This window comes from Erwinia sp. QL-Z3, from assembly GCF_004551645.1.
GTDB classification, from domain to species: domain Bacteria; phylum Pseudomonadota; class Gammaproteobacteria; order Enterobacterales; family Enterobacteriaceae; genus Erwinia; species Erwinia billingiae.
The window spans coordinates 1,980,356-1,995,084 of record NZ_CP037950.1; the positions used below are offsets into that span (position 1 = coordinate 1,980,356).

Consider the following 14,729-nt stretch of genomic DNA (forward strand, 5'->3'; position numbering starts at 1 on the left):
ATTATAGCCAACTGAGTTGGAAAGTATCCCCCCTTTTTGCCCTTTAGGAATGCTCCAGTACTGGCCTTACGGCCTGTAGGGAGAATCTTCCCCTTCGATGCGCGGATGGCCCCTTGTTAAGGGTTGCCGCTGTTGCCATCCGCCAACGATTTCAGCACTAAGGCCTGGTTTTTTACCAGGCTTACGCTCTGCGCGCCCACCTGTAATGACGCCATGGTGCCGCCATCGCTCAGCCGGGCTTTGGTGGCATCCAGCCAGCTGTCGCGGTATTTCAGCCAGGCACGCTGTGCGGTGCGTAATTTGGCTTTCTGCTCACTGTTTAGCGTGGCTGTCAGTTTGCCGTATTGCTGATTCATTTCACTGTCCCAGGCCTGATTCGCTGCGCTAAAACACTGCTGCATGGCCACGGTGGTAGAGGCTTTATCCAGGCATTGTTGCTGGGCGGTATCAATCGGGCTCACGTCTGCGTGGCTGTAAAACGCCATTAACAGGCCTGTAATCGCAATGGTTTTTTTCATCGGACAATTCCTTCTGTAGGGTCATGGGCAAAAATTGATCCTTATCAAGTCAGCCGCAGTCGTCAATCCTTTTCACTTCATCAGCGCTAAAGATTGCCCGCGACCCTGCCGATACCTTCTTCGCTTTTTGGGTTCCTGGACTATTTGCTTTTTCGAGGGTCACACAAAATCATGCTTAGAAAAATTTCGATTCGAACGGGGTTATTAGTGTTGTTAGCGCTGATGACGTTGATGCTACTGGGCGTTAGCCTGATGGGCATCGTTGCCATTAACAAAGGGAATCGATCGCTGGAGGTGGTCAACCGCATTCAGGGTATCGAGTTAAACAGCTTATCGCTTACCAATAACAGCCTGCTTCATGCGCGCACCACGGCAGCGTTATCGGTAAGGAAGATGGAAATAGGGATGATTGATGAGGCCACCCTTGCCACTCAGCGGGTCAGTGCCTATATCGAACTCTCAAAAAAAGGCTTAAAAACCTTTGTGGATGCCGGCACGGTGACCGCGCATGGCAAAAAGCTCTCCGATGACATTGTCGCCAGTTATGACGTCTATCTGCAGCAGGGCATCATGCCGATGCTGGATGCGCTGCAAAAGCAAAACACCGACGGTTATTACACCGTTCTGGAAGAAAAACTCACCGCGTTAAATAGCACCTTTACCAAAGCTGCTGATGCTTTCAACGTCTATGCCAATCAGGTGACGGATGCGCAGCTGGCGGAGGCCGCTCACAACCAGAAAATGCTGACCCTTTTGATCCTGTGCTGCGGCGTTCTGACGGTGATCCTGCTTTCCGTCGCCTGGCTGCTGTTGCGGGCGATCCTGCTGAAACCGCTCGAGTCCGCCATCGGGCATCTGGAATTCGTCGCCGCAGGCGATTTAACCCAGGCGCTGCCGGAAAGTGGCAACAATGAGCTGGGACGACTGAACGCGGCGCTGGCGGCGATGCAGAGCTCTCTGCAGCTCTCGGTCAGCCGGGTGCGCGATGCCAGCCTGCAAATTGATATCGGCAGCCGTGAACTCTCTTCCGGCAACATCAACCTCTCTCAACGCACCGAGGAGTCTGCGGCGTCGCTGGAGCAAACTGCCGCCAGCATGGAGCAGCTGACGGCGACGGTGAAGCTGAATGCCGATAACGCCAGCCAGGCGCATCAGCTGGCAAGGTCGGTTTCTGACAGCGCCGATCGTGGCAGCGAAGTGGTGAGCTACGTGATGGATAAGATGCAGGAGATCTCCAACAGCTCTAAGCGCATTGGCGACATCCTCGGCGTGATTGACGGCATCGCCTTCCAGACCAACATCCTCGCGCTGAACGCCTCTGTAGAGGCTGCACGCGCCGGAGAACAGGGCAGAGGCTTTGCCGTGGTCGCCAGCGAGGTGCGCAACCTGGCGCAGCGCAGTGCGACGGCGGCGAAAGAGATCCGCACGCTGATCGCTGAATCGCAAAGCCGGGTCAGCGAAGGTTCGGAGATGGCGACCAAAGCCGGAGCGACCATGGACGAAATCGCCAGCGAAGTGATGCGGGTGACCACGCTGATGAAGGAGATTTCCAGCGCGTCTCAGGAGCAGAGTCATGGCATCGAGCAGGTGAACCAGGCGGTGACGCAGATGGATGAGGTGGCACAGCAGAATGCCGCGCTGGTCGAGCAGGCGATGGCCGCCACCCAGTCGCTGGAGGAGCAGTCGCAGCAGCTGGTGCAATCAATGGCGGTGTTTAAGGTCAGCCCAGCCTGACAGGCTTTAAGACGGGAAATAAAAAGGGCGATCGTCAGATCGCCCTTTTTTTATCTGGCTCGCAGGAGGCGTTACGCGTCCGGGAATTCGCGCAGGAAACGTTCCTGATCTTCCACCATCGCGGTATTACCGACGAAGAACGGTGAACGCTCGTGCAGGGTTTCCGGGGTCAGATCCAGAATACGGTTTTTACCGTCGCTGGCTTTACCGCCGGCCTGCTCGGCCAGGAAGGCCATCGGGTTGCACTCATACAGCAGGCGCAGCTTGCCTTTCGGGTGGCTGGCGGTGCTTGGGTAGAGGTAGATGCCGCCTTTCAGCAGGTTGCGGTGGAAGTCTGCAACCAGAGAACCGATGTAACGTGAGGTATACGGACGATGCGTGGCAACGTCTTCTTCCTGACAGAACTTCAGGTATTTCTTCACGCCCTGAGGGAAACGGATGTAGTTTCCTTCGTTAATGGAGTAGGTGTAGCCCGCTTCCGGGAACTCCATTTTTTCCGCGCTAAGGCAGAATACGCCCAGTGACGGGTCGTAGGTGAAGGCGTGAACGCCACAGCCGGTGGTGTAAACCAGCATGGTGGACGAACCGTAAACCACATAACCCGCAGCAACCTGCTGGTTACCCGGCTGCAGGAAGTCTTCTTCCGTGACTGGCGTGCCGGCTGGGGTGATACGACGGTAGATGGAGAAGATGGTGCCCACAGAGACGTTAACGTCGATGTTTGACGAGCCATCCAGCGGATCCATCAGCACCACGTACTTGCCGTTCTCGACACCTTCGAAGATCACGATCTCATCTTCTTCTTCGGAGGCGATACCGGCAACGATCCCGCGCGCTTTCAATGCTGCTTTGAGTTTTTCATTGGCAAACAGATCGAGCTTCATCTGCTGCTCGCCCTGGATGTTCTCTACGCCGGAGGCGCCGAGAATATCCACCAGACCGGCTTTGTTGATATCACGGTGGATAATCTTCGCGCCCAGTTTGATGGCTGAAATCAGCGCCGTCAGTTCACCTGTGGCGTGAGGAAAGTCGTGTTGCTTCTCGACGATGAATTCGCCTAACGTTTTCATAACACTATCCCTGAATCTGCGGTTGAACAGCAGCCTGATTTACAAACTGCCAACGTATGCGTAAGCAGTCTAGCCGATTGGACACTAAAGAACATAGGGCAAATCCGTTTCTTCCTCGCGATGAGGACGCTACACTGTGCGCCGGACTTTCCTGTTAACGGATCATTTTATGCGTATTCATATCCTCGGTATCTGTGGCACCTTCATGGGTGGCCTGGCCGTACTGGCCCGGGCACTGGGCCATGAAGTGACGGGTTCAGATGCGAACGTTTATCCGCCGATGAGCACGCTGCTTGAAAAGCAAGGTATTGATTTAATTCAGGGTTATGATGCTTCCCAGCTCGATCCTGCGCCGGATTTAGTGATCATCGGTAATGCGATGACGCGCGGAAATGCCTGTGTTGAAGCGGTACTCGAGCGCAACATTCCTTACCTCTCTGGCCCGCAATGGCTGCATGATTTCGTGCTGCGTGACCGTTGGGTCATCGCGGTGGCCGGAACCCATGGAAAAACCACCACGGCGGGGATGGCGGCATGGATTTTACAGGCGTGCGGCCTCGAACCGGGCTTCGTGATCGGGGGCGTGCCGGGAAACTTCGATGTCTCGGCAACTTTAGGAAAAAGCCCATTCTTCGTGATTGAAGCCGACGAATATGACTGCGCCTTCTTCGACAAGCGTTCCAAATTCGTGCATTACTGCCCGCGCACGCTGATCCTCAACAACCTTGAGTTTGATCACGCGGATATTTTTGACGATCTGAAAGCGATCCAGCGCCAGTTCCACCATCTGGTGCGGATCGTTCCGGGCCAGGGCAAAATCCTGATGCCGGATCACGACGTCAATATCAAGCAGGTGATGGCGATGGGCTGCTGGAGCGAACAGGAAACCGTTGGCGATTCCGGTCACTGGCAGGCGAAAAAGCTGACGCCGGACGCCTCACGTTGGGAAGTCTGGCTGGACGGTGAACGCGTGGCGGAAGTGAACTGGGCGCTGGTGGGCGAACACAACATGCATAACGGCATGATGGCGATCGCCGCCGCACGTCACGTCGGCATTAAACCGGAGGATGCCGGTCTGGCGCTGAACGACTTTATCAACGCCCGTCGCCGCCTGGAACTGCGCGGTGAAGCCAACGGCGTCAAAGTCTATGACGACTTTGCCCACCACCCAACGGCGATCCTCGCTACCATGACCGCCTTACGCAGCAAGGTTGGCGGCACCGCCCGTATTCTGGCCGTACTTGAACCGCGTTCCAACACCATGAAAATGGGCATCAGCAAGGACGACCTGGCGCCGGCGCTGGCGCGTGCGGATGAAGTGTTCCTGCTGCAGCCGCACCATATTCCGTGGCAGGTTTCAGAAGTGGCGGAAGCCTGCTCGCAGCCGGCGCACTGGAGCCCGGATGTGGATGTGCTGGTTGAGATGATTGTGAAAGTGGCGCAGCCGGGCGACACCATTCTGGTGATGAGCAACGGTGGCTTTGGTGGCATTCATCAGAAGCTGCTGGACAGACTGGCGAAGTAATCAGGCGAAAACCCTGGCAGGAAAGTCTCTTGCCAGAGTTCAGAAGCGCAACAAAAGGGCGGAACGGTTTCCGCCCGGTTTATTTGGCTTCGGCAAGCTCACGCAGATACTGGAAGATCTGGCGGAAGGCTTTTGGCGGTTTATTAGCGGCTTTCTCTTTCTGCGCATTGCGGATCATCGCACGCAGCTGCTGACGGTCGGCCTCCGGATAGAGCGCCAGCACGTCCGGCACCACCTCATCGCCTTCGGCAACCAGACGATCGCGCAGCACTTCCAGCTTATGGAACAGCGCAACCTGCTGGTTGTGACGGTTCTTCAGCTTATCCAGCGCCAGGCGGATCGGCTCTTCATCGCGGGAGCGCAGCATTTTACCGATCAGCTGAAGCTGACGGCGACGCGCTTCTTTCTTGATCTTCTGAGCCAGCTCAATGGCGGTGCGCAGGTCTTCATCCAGCGGGATTTTATCCAGCGAGTTTTTGCTCAGTTCCATCAATTCTAAACCCAGGCGCTTAAGCTCCTCGGCGTCACGTTTGATTTCACTTTTACTGACCCAGATAATCTCTTCGTCTTCTTCTTCTTTGTCATCTGGTACATCATCAAGCCAGTCGTCAGGCTGTTTGGTCATTGGGGGCTCCCTAAAAAAGAGGCTCATGCTATCAGGTTACGTGGCTACTGCGAAATTGTTCTCTGAGTCTGTTAGACTCAAATGAACCTTAATCACTAAAGAGTCAGGCAATCTGGCGTTTTACCCGCTCCAGAAAAGCCCTCTGTTAATTATATGGTAGGTCGATGAAATTACTCTCCCAAGTTGCAGAACAGCGTAAAACCCTCGAACAGGCGGTAGCAACAGCACTCGAACTGGCAAAAGTCAGCACCGATGGAGCGGAAGTCGCCGTGACCAAAACCACCGGCATCAGCGTCAGCACGCGCTTTGGCGAAGTGGAAAACGTAGAATTCAACAGCGATGGTGCCCTCGGCATCACCGTCTATCATCAGAACCGCAAGGGCAGCGCGTCCTCTACCGATCTTAGCCCGGATGCGATCAAACGCACCGTGCAGGCCGCCATTGATATCGCCAAATTCACCACCGCGGATCCGTTTGCCGGTCCGGCGGATCGTGAGCTGCTGGCCTTCGACGCGCCGGATCTCGATCTGTTCCATCCGACCGATCTCGATCCGGATCGGGCGATCGAACTGGCGGCCCGCGCAGAGCAGGCCGCGCTGAAGGCCGACAAGCGCATCACCAACACCGAAGGCGGCAGCTTTAACAGCCATATCGGCATGAAGGTGTTTGGTAACAGCCACGGCATGATCCAGGGATACTCCTCCAGCCGCCACTCGATCTCCAGCAGCGTGATTGCTGAAGCCAATGGCGATATGGAACGCGATTATGCCTATACCATTGGCCGCGCGATTGAAGATTTGAAATCCCCGGAGTGGGTCGGTGAAGAGTGCGCCCGTCGCACCCTGTCCCGTCTTTCTCCGCGCAAGCTGTCCACCATGAAAGCACCGGTGCTGTTTGCTGCGGAAGTGGCCACCGGCCTGTTTGGTCACCTTGTGGGGGCCATCAGCGGCGGCAGCGTCTACCGCAAATCCCCCTTCCTGCTCGATTCAATGGGCCAGCAGATCCTGCCGGAGTGGCTGACCATTCAGGAACAGCCGCATCTGCTGAAAGGGCTGGCCTCGACGCCGTTCGACAGCGAAGGCGTGCGCACCCGGCAGCGTGACATCGTCAAAGATGGCGTGCTGCAAAACTGGCTGTTAACCAGCTACTCGGCGCGCAAACTGGGGCTGCAAAGCACCGGTCACGCCGGCGGCATCCATAACTGGCGCATCGCCGGTCAGGGCGACAGCTTCGATCAGCTGCTGAAGAAAATGGGCACCGGCCTGGTGGTCACCGAGCTGATGGGGCAGGGCGTGAGCGGCATGACCGGCGATTATTCTCGCGGGGCGGCTGGCTTCTGGGTTGAAAACGGCGAGATTCAGTATCCGGTCAGCGAAGTGACCATCGCGGGCAACCCCAAAGACATGTGGATGAACATGGTCACCGTCGGCAGCGATATTGAACTGCGCAGTAACATCCAGTGTGGATCGGTGCTGCTGCCAGAAATGAAAATCGCCGGGCAGTAATTTCGTCATTTTTGCGTATTATTATGGGGTGGCCTTTGGGTCACCCTTTTTTGTCGTGCTTTTCAAATAAAAATTGTCTTACTTCTCATATAACAAGAAGGAAATGAGCAATGCGTAGAGCCTTATTAGCCGTGATGACCGCCTCCCTGTTATTCTCCAGCGTGTCGGCGATGGCCAGCCTGGAAGACGATATGGATACCCTGAATGCGGGTTTACATACCGTCAGTAAAACCGACGATGTCGGTGAGTTCAAAAAAGCCCTGACCAGCATGCGCGGTGCGGCGGAAGATGCCAAAACGCAAACCCCGGATAAGCTGAAAGGCAAACCCGCGGACAGTGCCGAAATCAAAGATTACCACGCGGGCCTCGACACGCTGATTGGTCAGATTGACAGCAGCATGAAGCTGGCCGACGCCGGCGATCTGGCCGGTGCGAAAGCGGAAGCGAAGAAATTTACCGCCACCCGTAATGAGAACCACAAAAAGTTTCGTTAATTTCCCGGGCTCTCAGGAGCCCATTTATTTACGCTGTGACTGCACACCTGTAAATAACGCCTTTTATCCTGCCGATATTCTCCCGCATCGCGCCATTTTCCTGCTGAACGATGGCTGAAATATCCCTGAGATAAGTTTTTCCTATATCACTGACCTCTTCAGACGCATTTTTCGCTGCAAAAAATTCCCGTCAATGCATTGGCTTAGCGAATACAAGCCCTGTTCTGTGACTTTCCTCTCATTTCCTCCTCTTTTATGCATGAATTAACGATTCTGTGGCACAAGCCACACCGCTCGGTGCTATTTCCACTTCGAAGTGGAAAAAGTCGGTCTACACAGTTGCCTGCCGGAGGACTAATTTGTTTGTAACGCGAATAAACCCCGTTTCAGGCCAGAGTCCGAGCGGAACATGAGGAGCAGAGAGTGAATAATGGAGCGGTATCCGTGAGCACGACCGACGACGATCAGGCTATTCAGGCGCTGGCAGGCAAAGTGATGGCGCAGATTGCCGACCTCTTTGCGGCAAAAGCTATCGTCCCTAACGCTGTACAGCAGCAGATGCTGGCGTCGCATGTTAAGGCCATGGCGCTGCGCTCACTGACCGGCGAGCCGCTGCCTGAAGTGGAAGAGGAGCTGTTTGAAGATATCTCCCCGGAATCCATGGCTCTGGCGCAACAGGTGGTCGATCTGTTTGGCAATTTGCCAAAAGAAGAGGCCTGGCTGCTCTCCGTCCACTTTGAAGTGGCGAAAGAAAACGACTAATCCCGCAGGGCCTGCCAGCCAGGTCCGCTAAAAATTCAACATTGAGGAATTCACCATGTCACAAGTCATCGTAGTAATCGGCGATCGTTTAGGTAAAGGCCAGAAAGTGGCGGCAGGCGTTGAGAAAGCGGGCGGGAAAGCCGTGGTTGTGCCTGGCGTGGCGGCAGATATGAAGCTGGGCGACGTGATGAAAGCGGAAGGCGCTTCTTTCGGCATCTCCTTCTGCGGCAGCGGCGGCGCGGGTGCGATCACCGCACAGAACAAATATGGCTACAAGGCGAAGCACGGTATGCGTTCCGTCGACGAAGGCGTTACCGCCATCAACGAAGGTGCCACCGTACTGGGCTTCGGCTTTATGGACAAAGAAGAGTTGGGCGAGCGTCTGGTTCAGGCGTGGAACAAGAAGCACGGTAGCTGATCGATGAAGGAACAATTCACTACCACGGTGAACGTCAGCGGCAAAGGCGACAGCAAAGAGCGCGCCTTTGCCGATGCGCTAAGCCGGGTTCAGAACACCGTGCTGAAATCGACCAACAAGGTTCTGCTGCGGATTGAACCAGAGGATGTGAAGGTGGTTCAGGCCCGGGAGAGTGTCAGGCAGGAGAAGTTTTTGTTCTTCTTTCTGGCAAGACAACGGCGGAGTTACAGCGTCGAGCTGGATATTACCGTCAACGTAACGGTGATCGACACTGACAAAGTCAGTTTCGTTTCGCAATAAAGCACTGCCTGTAAGGGCAGCAATAACCTGATTTAAAAACGTTGGCGAAAGCCTGAAAGGAAGACTGATGTTTTTAATTATTCTCTTTAAGTCACTTATTATCGGCGGTCTTGTCGGTGTGGGCGTTGGCGCCGGTGCGGCGCGCATGTTCCACGCGCCAACAACGCAGGGGATGGGGGCATTTCGTACACTGGGTGAACTGAATTCCTGTGAAGGCGATCCTGCTTCTCACTTCTCCTTTGGCCTGGGCTTCTTCTTCAACGCCTGGGCATCGTCCGTTGCAGCCGGTTCTTTCACCCAGGACGTTGACCACCGCATCATCCCACACTGGGGCGCGGCGGCACTGATGGTGAAAAACCGCAACGTGGCAGAAACCCTGCACGACCCGAAAAAAATGGCGATTGCCTGCGGCATCATCGGCATGATCGTGGTGGCCTTCCTCAACTCTACCGCCTCAGCGGTGCCGGCCGCGCTGCAGGTGACCGCAGTGAAAGTGCTGGTGCCTGCGGCTAACCTGCTGGTGAACACCGTGATGCCGGTGATCTTCTGGCTGGCGGCGATCGATGCCGGCAAAAAATCGGGCTTCTGGGCCACCATCTTCGGCGGCCTGGCGCAGCTGATCATGGGTAACGCCGTCCCTGGCCTGGTGCTGGGTATCCTGATCGGTAAAGGCGTCGAAGAAGCCGGCTGGAACAAAGTCACCAAGGTGATGATGGCGGCGATTGTGCTGCTGTTCGTGCTGAGCGGCTTCTTCCGCGGCTTCGATATGAAAGTGCTGCAGTCCTTCCAACTGGGCGTCCCAGGCTGGCTGGATATGATCCACAACTCCCTGGGCGGCAAATAAGAGGAACGGTCAATGGAAGAGTCAAAAAGCGGTTTCTGGTATGCCGACTGGTCTTTCCCGATTTTCGTCGGGTTGCTGTCAGCCGGGGTGTTTGCGGGAACGCACATGTACTACACCTATGGCCTGGGCGCGTTTAACGAAGTGGCCTTCGTTTCAATGCTGCGTTCCGGCATGGAAACCGGCGTGTATGGCGCGGTAGCGGCCTTCGGTGCCAGCTTCCTGTTTGCCCGCATCATTGAAGGTTCGCTGGTCGGGATCCTCGATATCGGCGGTGCCATTCAGACCGGCGTCGGCCTCGGCGTGCCGGCGCTGCTGCTGGGTGCCGGGATCGTCTATCCGGTCGCCAACTTTGCCGCCTCGCTGGTGACAGGCCTGGTGATTGGCGTGGCGATTGGCTACCTGATTATCCTCGCGCGTAAGTTCACCATCAACAACAGCGACTCCACTTACGGTGCCGACGTGATGATGGGCGCGGGTAACTCCTCAGGTCGTTTCCTTGGGCCGCTGATCATCCTGTCGGCAATGACCGCATCGATTCCAATCGGTCTGGGTTCGCTGGTCGGCGCACTGTTGTTCTATCTCTGGAACAAACCGATTACCGGTGGCGCGATCCTCGGCGCCATGCTGCTGGGTGCAATTTTCCCGGTCGCGCTCTGATGTAACGGCGGTTTACCCATCTCGGGTAAACCGCTTAATCGGATGTCATCCCATCCGGTGCAAGAAGGAGTTTGTTATGTATGACCTGATTATTCGCCGTGCACGCCTTGCCGATGGCAGCGTGACGGATATCGCCCTGCAGGACGGCAAAATCGCCGCGCTGGGGGAGGTGACGGGCACGGCCACTGCCGAGCGCGATCTGGCCGGACGTTACTGGCTGAGCGCAGGCTGGATTGATTCCCACGTTCACTGCTACCCGAAATCCCCGATTTATCATGACGAAGCGGACCGCATTGGCGTTGATACCGGCGTCACCACCGTCGTTGATGCCGGCAGCACCGGCGCTGACGATGTCGACGAATTTTACCGCCTGACCCGCAGCGCCAATACCCAGGTGTATGCCTTGCTGAACATTGCCCGCACCGGCATTGTGACGCAAAACGAACTGGCCGATATGACCCAGATTGATAAGGTTGGCGTGCGCGATGCGGTGCAGCGTTTACCGGCTTTCATCATCGGTATTAAGGCGCGTATGAGCAGCAGCGTGGTCGGTGCCAACGGCATCAAGCCCTTGCTCCGCGCCAAAGAGATCCAGCATGAGATTGGCGATCTGCCGCTGATGGTGCATATCGGCAACAATCCGCCCGATCTGGATGAAATCGCCGATCTGCTGACCCGTGGCGACATCATCACCCACTGCTACAACGGCAAGCCAAACCGCATCCTGACCCCGGCCGGCGAGCTGCGTGCGTCGGTCAGCCGCGCCATCCAACGCGGCGTGCGTCTGGATGTCGGCCACGGCAGCGCCAGCTTCAGCTTTGACGTGGCCCGCGTGGCGATTGCACGGGGCATTTTGCCGCACAGCATCAGCTCCGATATCTATTGCCGCAACCGCCTGAACGGCCCGGTGTATAGCCTGGCCCACGTGATGTCCAAATTCTTTAACGTCGGCATGACCCTGCCGCAGATTATCGACTGTGTGACCGTTAACGCGGCGGAAGGCCTGCGTCTGCACAGTAAAGGGCGGCTGGAAGTGGGAAGGGATGCCGACCTGACTATTTTTGACGTCAAAGAGGAAACTTGCCTGTTTACGGACTCCGAAGGGCAGTCAGTTTCGGGTGAGAAGCAGCTGGTACCACTGGCCGCCGTGGTTGGCGGTCAGTGGTTCATTACCGACGAAGGGAAAAAGAATCATGTCTTCGATTTATGAAAAATACGGCTTAAAGCAGGTCATTAACGCCTCTGGCCGCATGACTATCCTCGGGGTGTCTACGCCCAGTGCCGACGTGGTTGAGACGGTCAACTATGGCCTGAATCACTATTTCGAAATGAAAGACCTGGTGAACAAAACCGGGGCTTACATTGCCAACCTGCTCGGCTGTGAAGATGCCGTGGTGGTCTCCTGCGCCTCTGCCGGGATCGCGCAGTCCGTGGCGGCAGTGATCGTGAAAGACGACGACTGGCTGCTGGAAAACCTGCACGCCATGCCGCTGATTGTGCCGCACGACATCGTGGTGCCGAAGGGCCATAACGTCAATTTCGGTGCGCCGGTAGGCACCATGGTGGCGATGGGCGGTGGACGCCTGGTGGAGGCTGGCTGGGCGAACGAATGCTCCGCCGATCAGCTTTCTGCGGCGATCACGCCACAGACCGCGGCCATTATGTATATCAAGTCTCACCACTGCGTGCAGAAGAGCCATCTCAGCGTTGAGCAGGCAGCCGTCGTCGCCCGTAAACACGGGGTTCCGCTGATTGTGGATGCCGCCGCCGAAGAAGATTTGCAGTGCTACTACCAGTACGGTGCCGATCTGGTGATTTACAGCGGTGCGAAAGCGATTGAAGGGCCAACCAGCGGCCTGGTGATGGGCCGTAAGCAGTACGTTGAGTGGGTTAAACGCCAGTCGATGGGGATCGGCCGCGCGATGAAGGTCGGCAAAGAGGGCATTCTTGGCCTGACCCAGGCGATTGAAAACTATCTGGTTAACGAGAAAGTCTCGGGTGCGCAGATGGTGGAAAAAATGACGCCGTTTATCAACAGCCTGAACTCGCTGAATGGCATCACTTCGCGCGTGGTCTGGGATGCGGCGGGCCGTGATATCGCCCGTACCGAAATTCATTTCGATGAGGCGGTGATTGGCCACACCACCGGCGAGCTGGTGCAGGCGCTGAAAACCGGCGTCATCGCCATCTACTTCCGCGGCTATAAGGCCAACGAAGGCATCGTCGAAGTGGATGTGCGCAGCGTCTCGCCAGAGCAGCTCAACACCATCTATCTGTGCATTAAAGCCCTATTAGCAGGAGAGAAATAAGCATGACGCTGACCCCGAAATTTTATAAAGACCGCGTATGTCTGAACGTGCTGGCCGGTTCGAAAGAGAATGCCCGTGAGATCTGGCAGGCGGCGGAAGGCCATGTGCTGGTGGGCGTACTGTCCAAAAACTACGACAGCGTGGCCAGCGCGGTGAGCGATATGCGTGAGTACGCGGCGCTGATCGATAACGCGCTGTCGGTGGGGCTGGGTGCCGGCGATCCGAACCAGTCGGCGATGGTCAGTGCCATCTCCGCTGAGATCCAGCCGCAGCACGTGAATCAGGTGTTCACCGGTGCTGCCACCAGCCGCGCCTTGCTGGGACAGGATCAGACCGTGGTCAACGCGCTGATCTCGCCCACCGGCAAGGTCGGCTTGGTCAAAATCTCCACCGGCCCGCTGAGTTCCAAAGCCGCCGATGCGATTGTCCCGGTAGAAACCGCCATCGCCCTGCTAAAAGATATGGGTGCCAGCTCGGTAAAATACTTCCCGATGGGCGGCCTGAAATCGATCGACGAATTCAAGGCGGTTGCTAAAGCCTGTGCAGAACAGGACTTCTGGCTGGAGCCGACCGGCGGCATCGATCTGGAGAACTACGAAGCGATCCTGCAGATCGCGCTGGATGCCGGCGTGCCGAAGATCATTCCGCATATTTACAGCTCAATCATCGATAAAGAGAGCGGTAATACCCGTCCGGCCGATGTCAGCACGCTGCTGGCGATGACCAAAAAGTTGGTCGGTTATGTGCTCACGGCGGGCGTTCTGCCCGCCGCTTCTGTAGTCCCCTGACATTTCTTTGCGAGGAACACCATGCGTAACTGGTCTTTGATCTCTGCCGTGTCTGTCGCGTTGATGGCGACGGTTCCCCTGGTGGCACAGGCGCAGTTTGCCTGGGTCGGCACCTATAGTCCCAATGGTGAAGGCCTTTACCGCTTCCAGGTTAACCCGGCCGACGGCGCGCTGAGTGGCAAAACGTTGGTCAGCCAGCTGGCTAATCCGGCGCAGCTGACGGCGGATGCCAAAGGCAAGACGCTGTATGTTGCCAGCGAGAGCGAGAAGGGCGTGGTAGTGGCGTATGCCATTGCCGCAGATGGCAGTCTGAGCAAGCTGAATGAAATCAGTACCCACGGTGCAGGACCGGTTTACCTGTCGCTGACGCCGGACGGTAAATTCCTGCTGGTCGCCAACTACGTCAGCGGCAGCAAAGCTGTGCTGCCGGTGCTGGCCGATGGTCGCCTGGCGGAGGCCAGCGACACGCAGCAGGATCAGGGACCGGCAGGCGCCGCCAAACCGGCAGCCGCCGTTGAGGGCAGCTTTGCGGTCAGCGATCATAACGGCCCGCATGCCCATATGATCGCCACCGATCTGAGCGGTAAGTTTGTCTTCTCTACCGATCTGGGGCTGGATCGTATCTATCAGTACCGACTCAGTGCCGATGGCAAGCTGCAGCCGAATACGCCGGCCTGGATCCCGGCTTCGTCAGCCGGTGCCGGACCCCGCCACTTTGTCTTCCATCCCGACGGTCATTCGGTTTATTTGATCAACGAAGAAGCCTCGACGCTGACTCACTATCTGCTGAACCGCAAAACGGGTACGCTTAGCGAAGCGGCGACCGTCCCGGCGCTGCCTGCGGGCTACAAGGGCACCAGCTTTGCCGCTGGCCTTGTGATCGATAAGGCCGGGAAAAACCTCTATGTCGCTAATCGCCTGCATAACAGCATTGCGCATTTCGCCATCGAGGCCAACGGCACGCTGACGCAGAAAGACGATGTCTGGACGCGCGGCGATTACACGCGCACCTTGACGCTGTCTCCAGATGGTAAGACTCTGTATGCCATGAATCAGCGCAGCGATAACATCACCCGTTTCAAGGTGGATCCCGCGAATGGCGCCCTGTCGTTTACCAACGACTACACCGCGGTTGGGGCTCCGTCTCAACTGGTGTTAACGCCGTAATTATTCAGGGGCC

The 14,729-nt window shown here is 56.7% G+C and carries 16 protein-coding genes; 13 read left to right on the forward strand and 3 right to left on the reverse strand.

Translation table 11 applies throughout. The features are described 5' to 3' along the window. Positions 1-116: 116 nt before the first annotated feature. Positions 117-518, reverse strand: a complete 402-nt coding sequence (locus tag E2F51_RS09680; RefSeq protein ID WP_134823323.1) for a lysozyme inhibitor LprI family protein — start codon at positions 516-518, stop codon at positions 117-119. A gap of 171 nt (positions 519-689) precedes the next feature. On the opposite strand from E2F51_RS09680, the gene E2F51_RS09685 reads away from it, so the two are divergent. After that, complete coding sequence (locus tag E2F51_RS09685) at positions 690-2,252, forward strand: methyl-accepting chemotaxis protein (protein ID WP_134823324.1); 1,563 nt, start codon at positions 690-692, stop codon at positions 2,250-2,252. 71 nt (positions 2,253-2,323) lie between these two features. On the opposite strand, the gene fbp is transcribed toward E2F51_RS09685, so the two are convergent. After that, on the reverse strand, positions 2,324-3,322 hold the full coding sequence (fbp, locus tag E2F51_RS09690) for a class 1 fructose-bisphosphatase (RefSeq protein ID WP_013200516.1): 999 nt from the start codon (positions 3,320-3,322) through the stop codon (positions 2,324-2,326). Positions 3,323-3,491: 169 nt separating this feature from the next. Here fbp and mpl point away from each other — a divergent pair, with 169 nt between their 5' ends. Continuing rightward, the gene (gene mpl / locus E2F51_RS09695) at positions 3,492-4,847 is read left to right on the forward strand and encodes a UDP-N-acetylmuramate:L-alanyl-gamma-D-glutamyl-meso-diaminopimelate ligase (protein ID WP_013200517.1); all 1,356 of its coding nucleotides are present in this window, start codon (positions 3,492-3,494) and stop codon (positions 4,845-4,847) included. Positions 4,848-4,926: 79 nt separating this feature from the next. Here mpl and yjgA read toward each other — a convergent pair whose 3' ends face one another. Next, entirely contained in the window at positions 4,927-5,472 is a 546-nt protein-coding gene (gene yjgA / locus E2F51_RS09700) for a ribosome biogenesis factor YjgA (protein WP_013200518.1), read from the reverse strand. A gap of 164 nt (positions 5,473-5,636) precedes the next feature. Between yjgA and pmbA the strand changes: the two genes are divergently transcribed. The 11 genes from pmbA (at position 5,637) to E2F51_RS09755 (ending at position 14,716) form a co-directional block, all read left to right on the forward strand. Beyond that, positions 5,637-6,977 carry a metalloprotease PmbA gene (pmbA, locus tag E2F51_RS09705; protein WP_134823325.1) on the forward strand — a complete coding sequence of 447 codons (1,341 nt, stop codon included), beginning with the start codon at positions 5,637-5,639 and terminating at the stop codon, positions 6,975-6,977. Between the two features lie 110 nt (positions 6,978-7,087). Beyond that, positions 7,088-7,471: a cytochrome b562 gene (cybC, locus tag E2F51_RS09710; RefSeq protein ID WP_013200520.1), complete on the forward strand. Its 384-nt coding sequence runs from the start codon at positions 7,088-7,090 to the stop codon at positions 7,469-7,471. A 444-nt stretch (positions 7,472-7,915) separates the two neighbouring features. Continuing rightward, complete coding sequence (locus E2F51_RS09715) at positions 7,916-8,233, forward strand: glycine dehydrogenase (protein WP_134823326.1); 318 nt, start codon at positions 7,916-7,918, stop codon at positions 8,231-8,233. 55 nt (positions 8,234-8,288) lie between these two features. Then, entirely contained in the window at positions 8,289-8,651 is a 363-nt protein-coding gene (locus E2F51_RS09720) for an SFCGS family glycine-rich protein (RefSeq protein WP_013200522.1), read from the forward strand. A 3-nt stretch (positions 8,652-8,654) separates the two neighbouring features. Further along, a complete protein-coding gene (locus tag E2F51_RS09725; protein ID WP_013200523.1) occupies positions 8,655-8,951 on the forward strand; it encodes a DUF4312 family protein in 297 nt (98 codons plus the stop codon). Positions 8,952-9,018: 67 nt separating this feature from the next. Then, positions 9,019-9,795: a DUF4311 domain-containing protein gene (locus tag E2F51_RS09730; RefSeq protein ID WP_134823327.1), complete on the forward strand. Its 777-nt coding sequence runs from the start codon at positions 9,019-9,021 to the stop codon at positions 9,793-9,795. Between the two features lie 12 nt (positions 9,796-9,807). After that, positions 9,808-10,452 carry a DUF4310 family protein gene (locus E2F51_RS09735; protein ID WP_013200525.1) on the forward strand — a complete coding sequence of 215 codons (645 nt, stop codon included), beginning with the start codon at positions 9,808-9,810 and terminating at the stop codon, positions 10,450-10,452. A gap of 76 nt (positions 10,453-10,528) precedes the next feature. Further along, positions 10,529-11,662: an amidohydrolase/deacetylase family metallohydrolase gene (locus E2F51_RS09740; RefSeq protein ID WP_134823328.1), complete on the forward strand. Its 1,134-nt coding sequence runs from the start codon at positions 10,529-10,531 to the stop codon at positions 11,660-11,662. After that, a complete protein-coding gene (locus E2F51_RS09745) occupies positions 11,646-12,761 on the forward strand; it encodes a DgaE family pyridoxal phosphate-dependent ammonia lyase (protein WP_134823329.1) in 1,116 nt (371 codons plus the stop codon). Before E2F51_RS09740 ends, E2F51_RS09745 begins: the two co-directional genes overlap by 17 nt. A gap of 2 nt (positions 12,762-12,763) precedes the next feature. Then, positions 12,764-13,549, forward strand: a complete 786-nt coding sequence (locus E2F51_RS09750; protein WP_134823330.1) for a KDGP aldolase family protein — start codon at positions 12,764-12,766, stop codon at positions 13,547-13,549. Between the two features lie 21 nt (positions 13,550-13,570). Next, a complete protein-coding gene (locus E2F51_RS09755; RefSeq protein ID WP_134823331.1) occupies positions 13,571-14,716 on the forward strand; it encodes a lactonase family protein in 1,146 nt (381 codons plus the stop codon). The last annotated feature ends 13 nt before the right edge of the window (positions 14,717-14,729 follow it).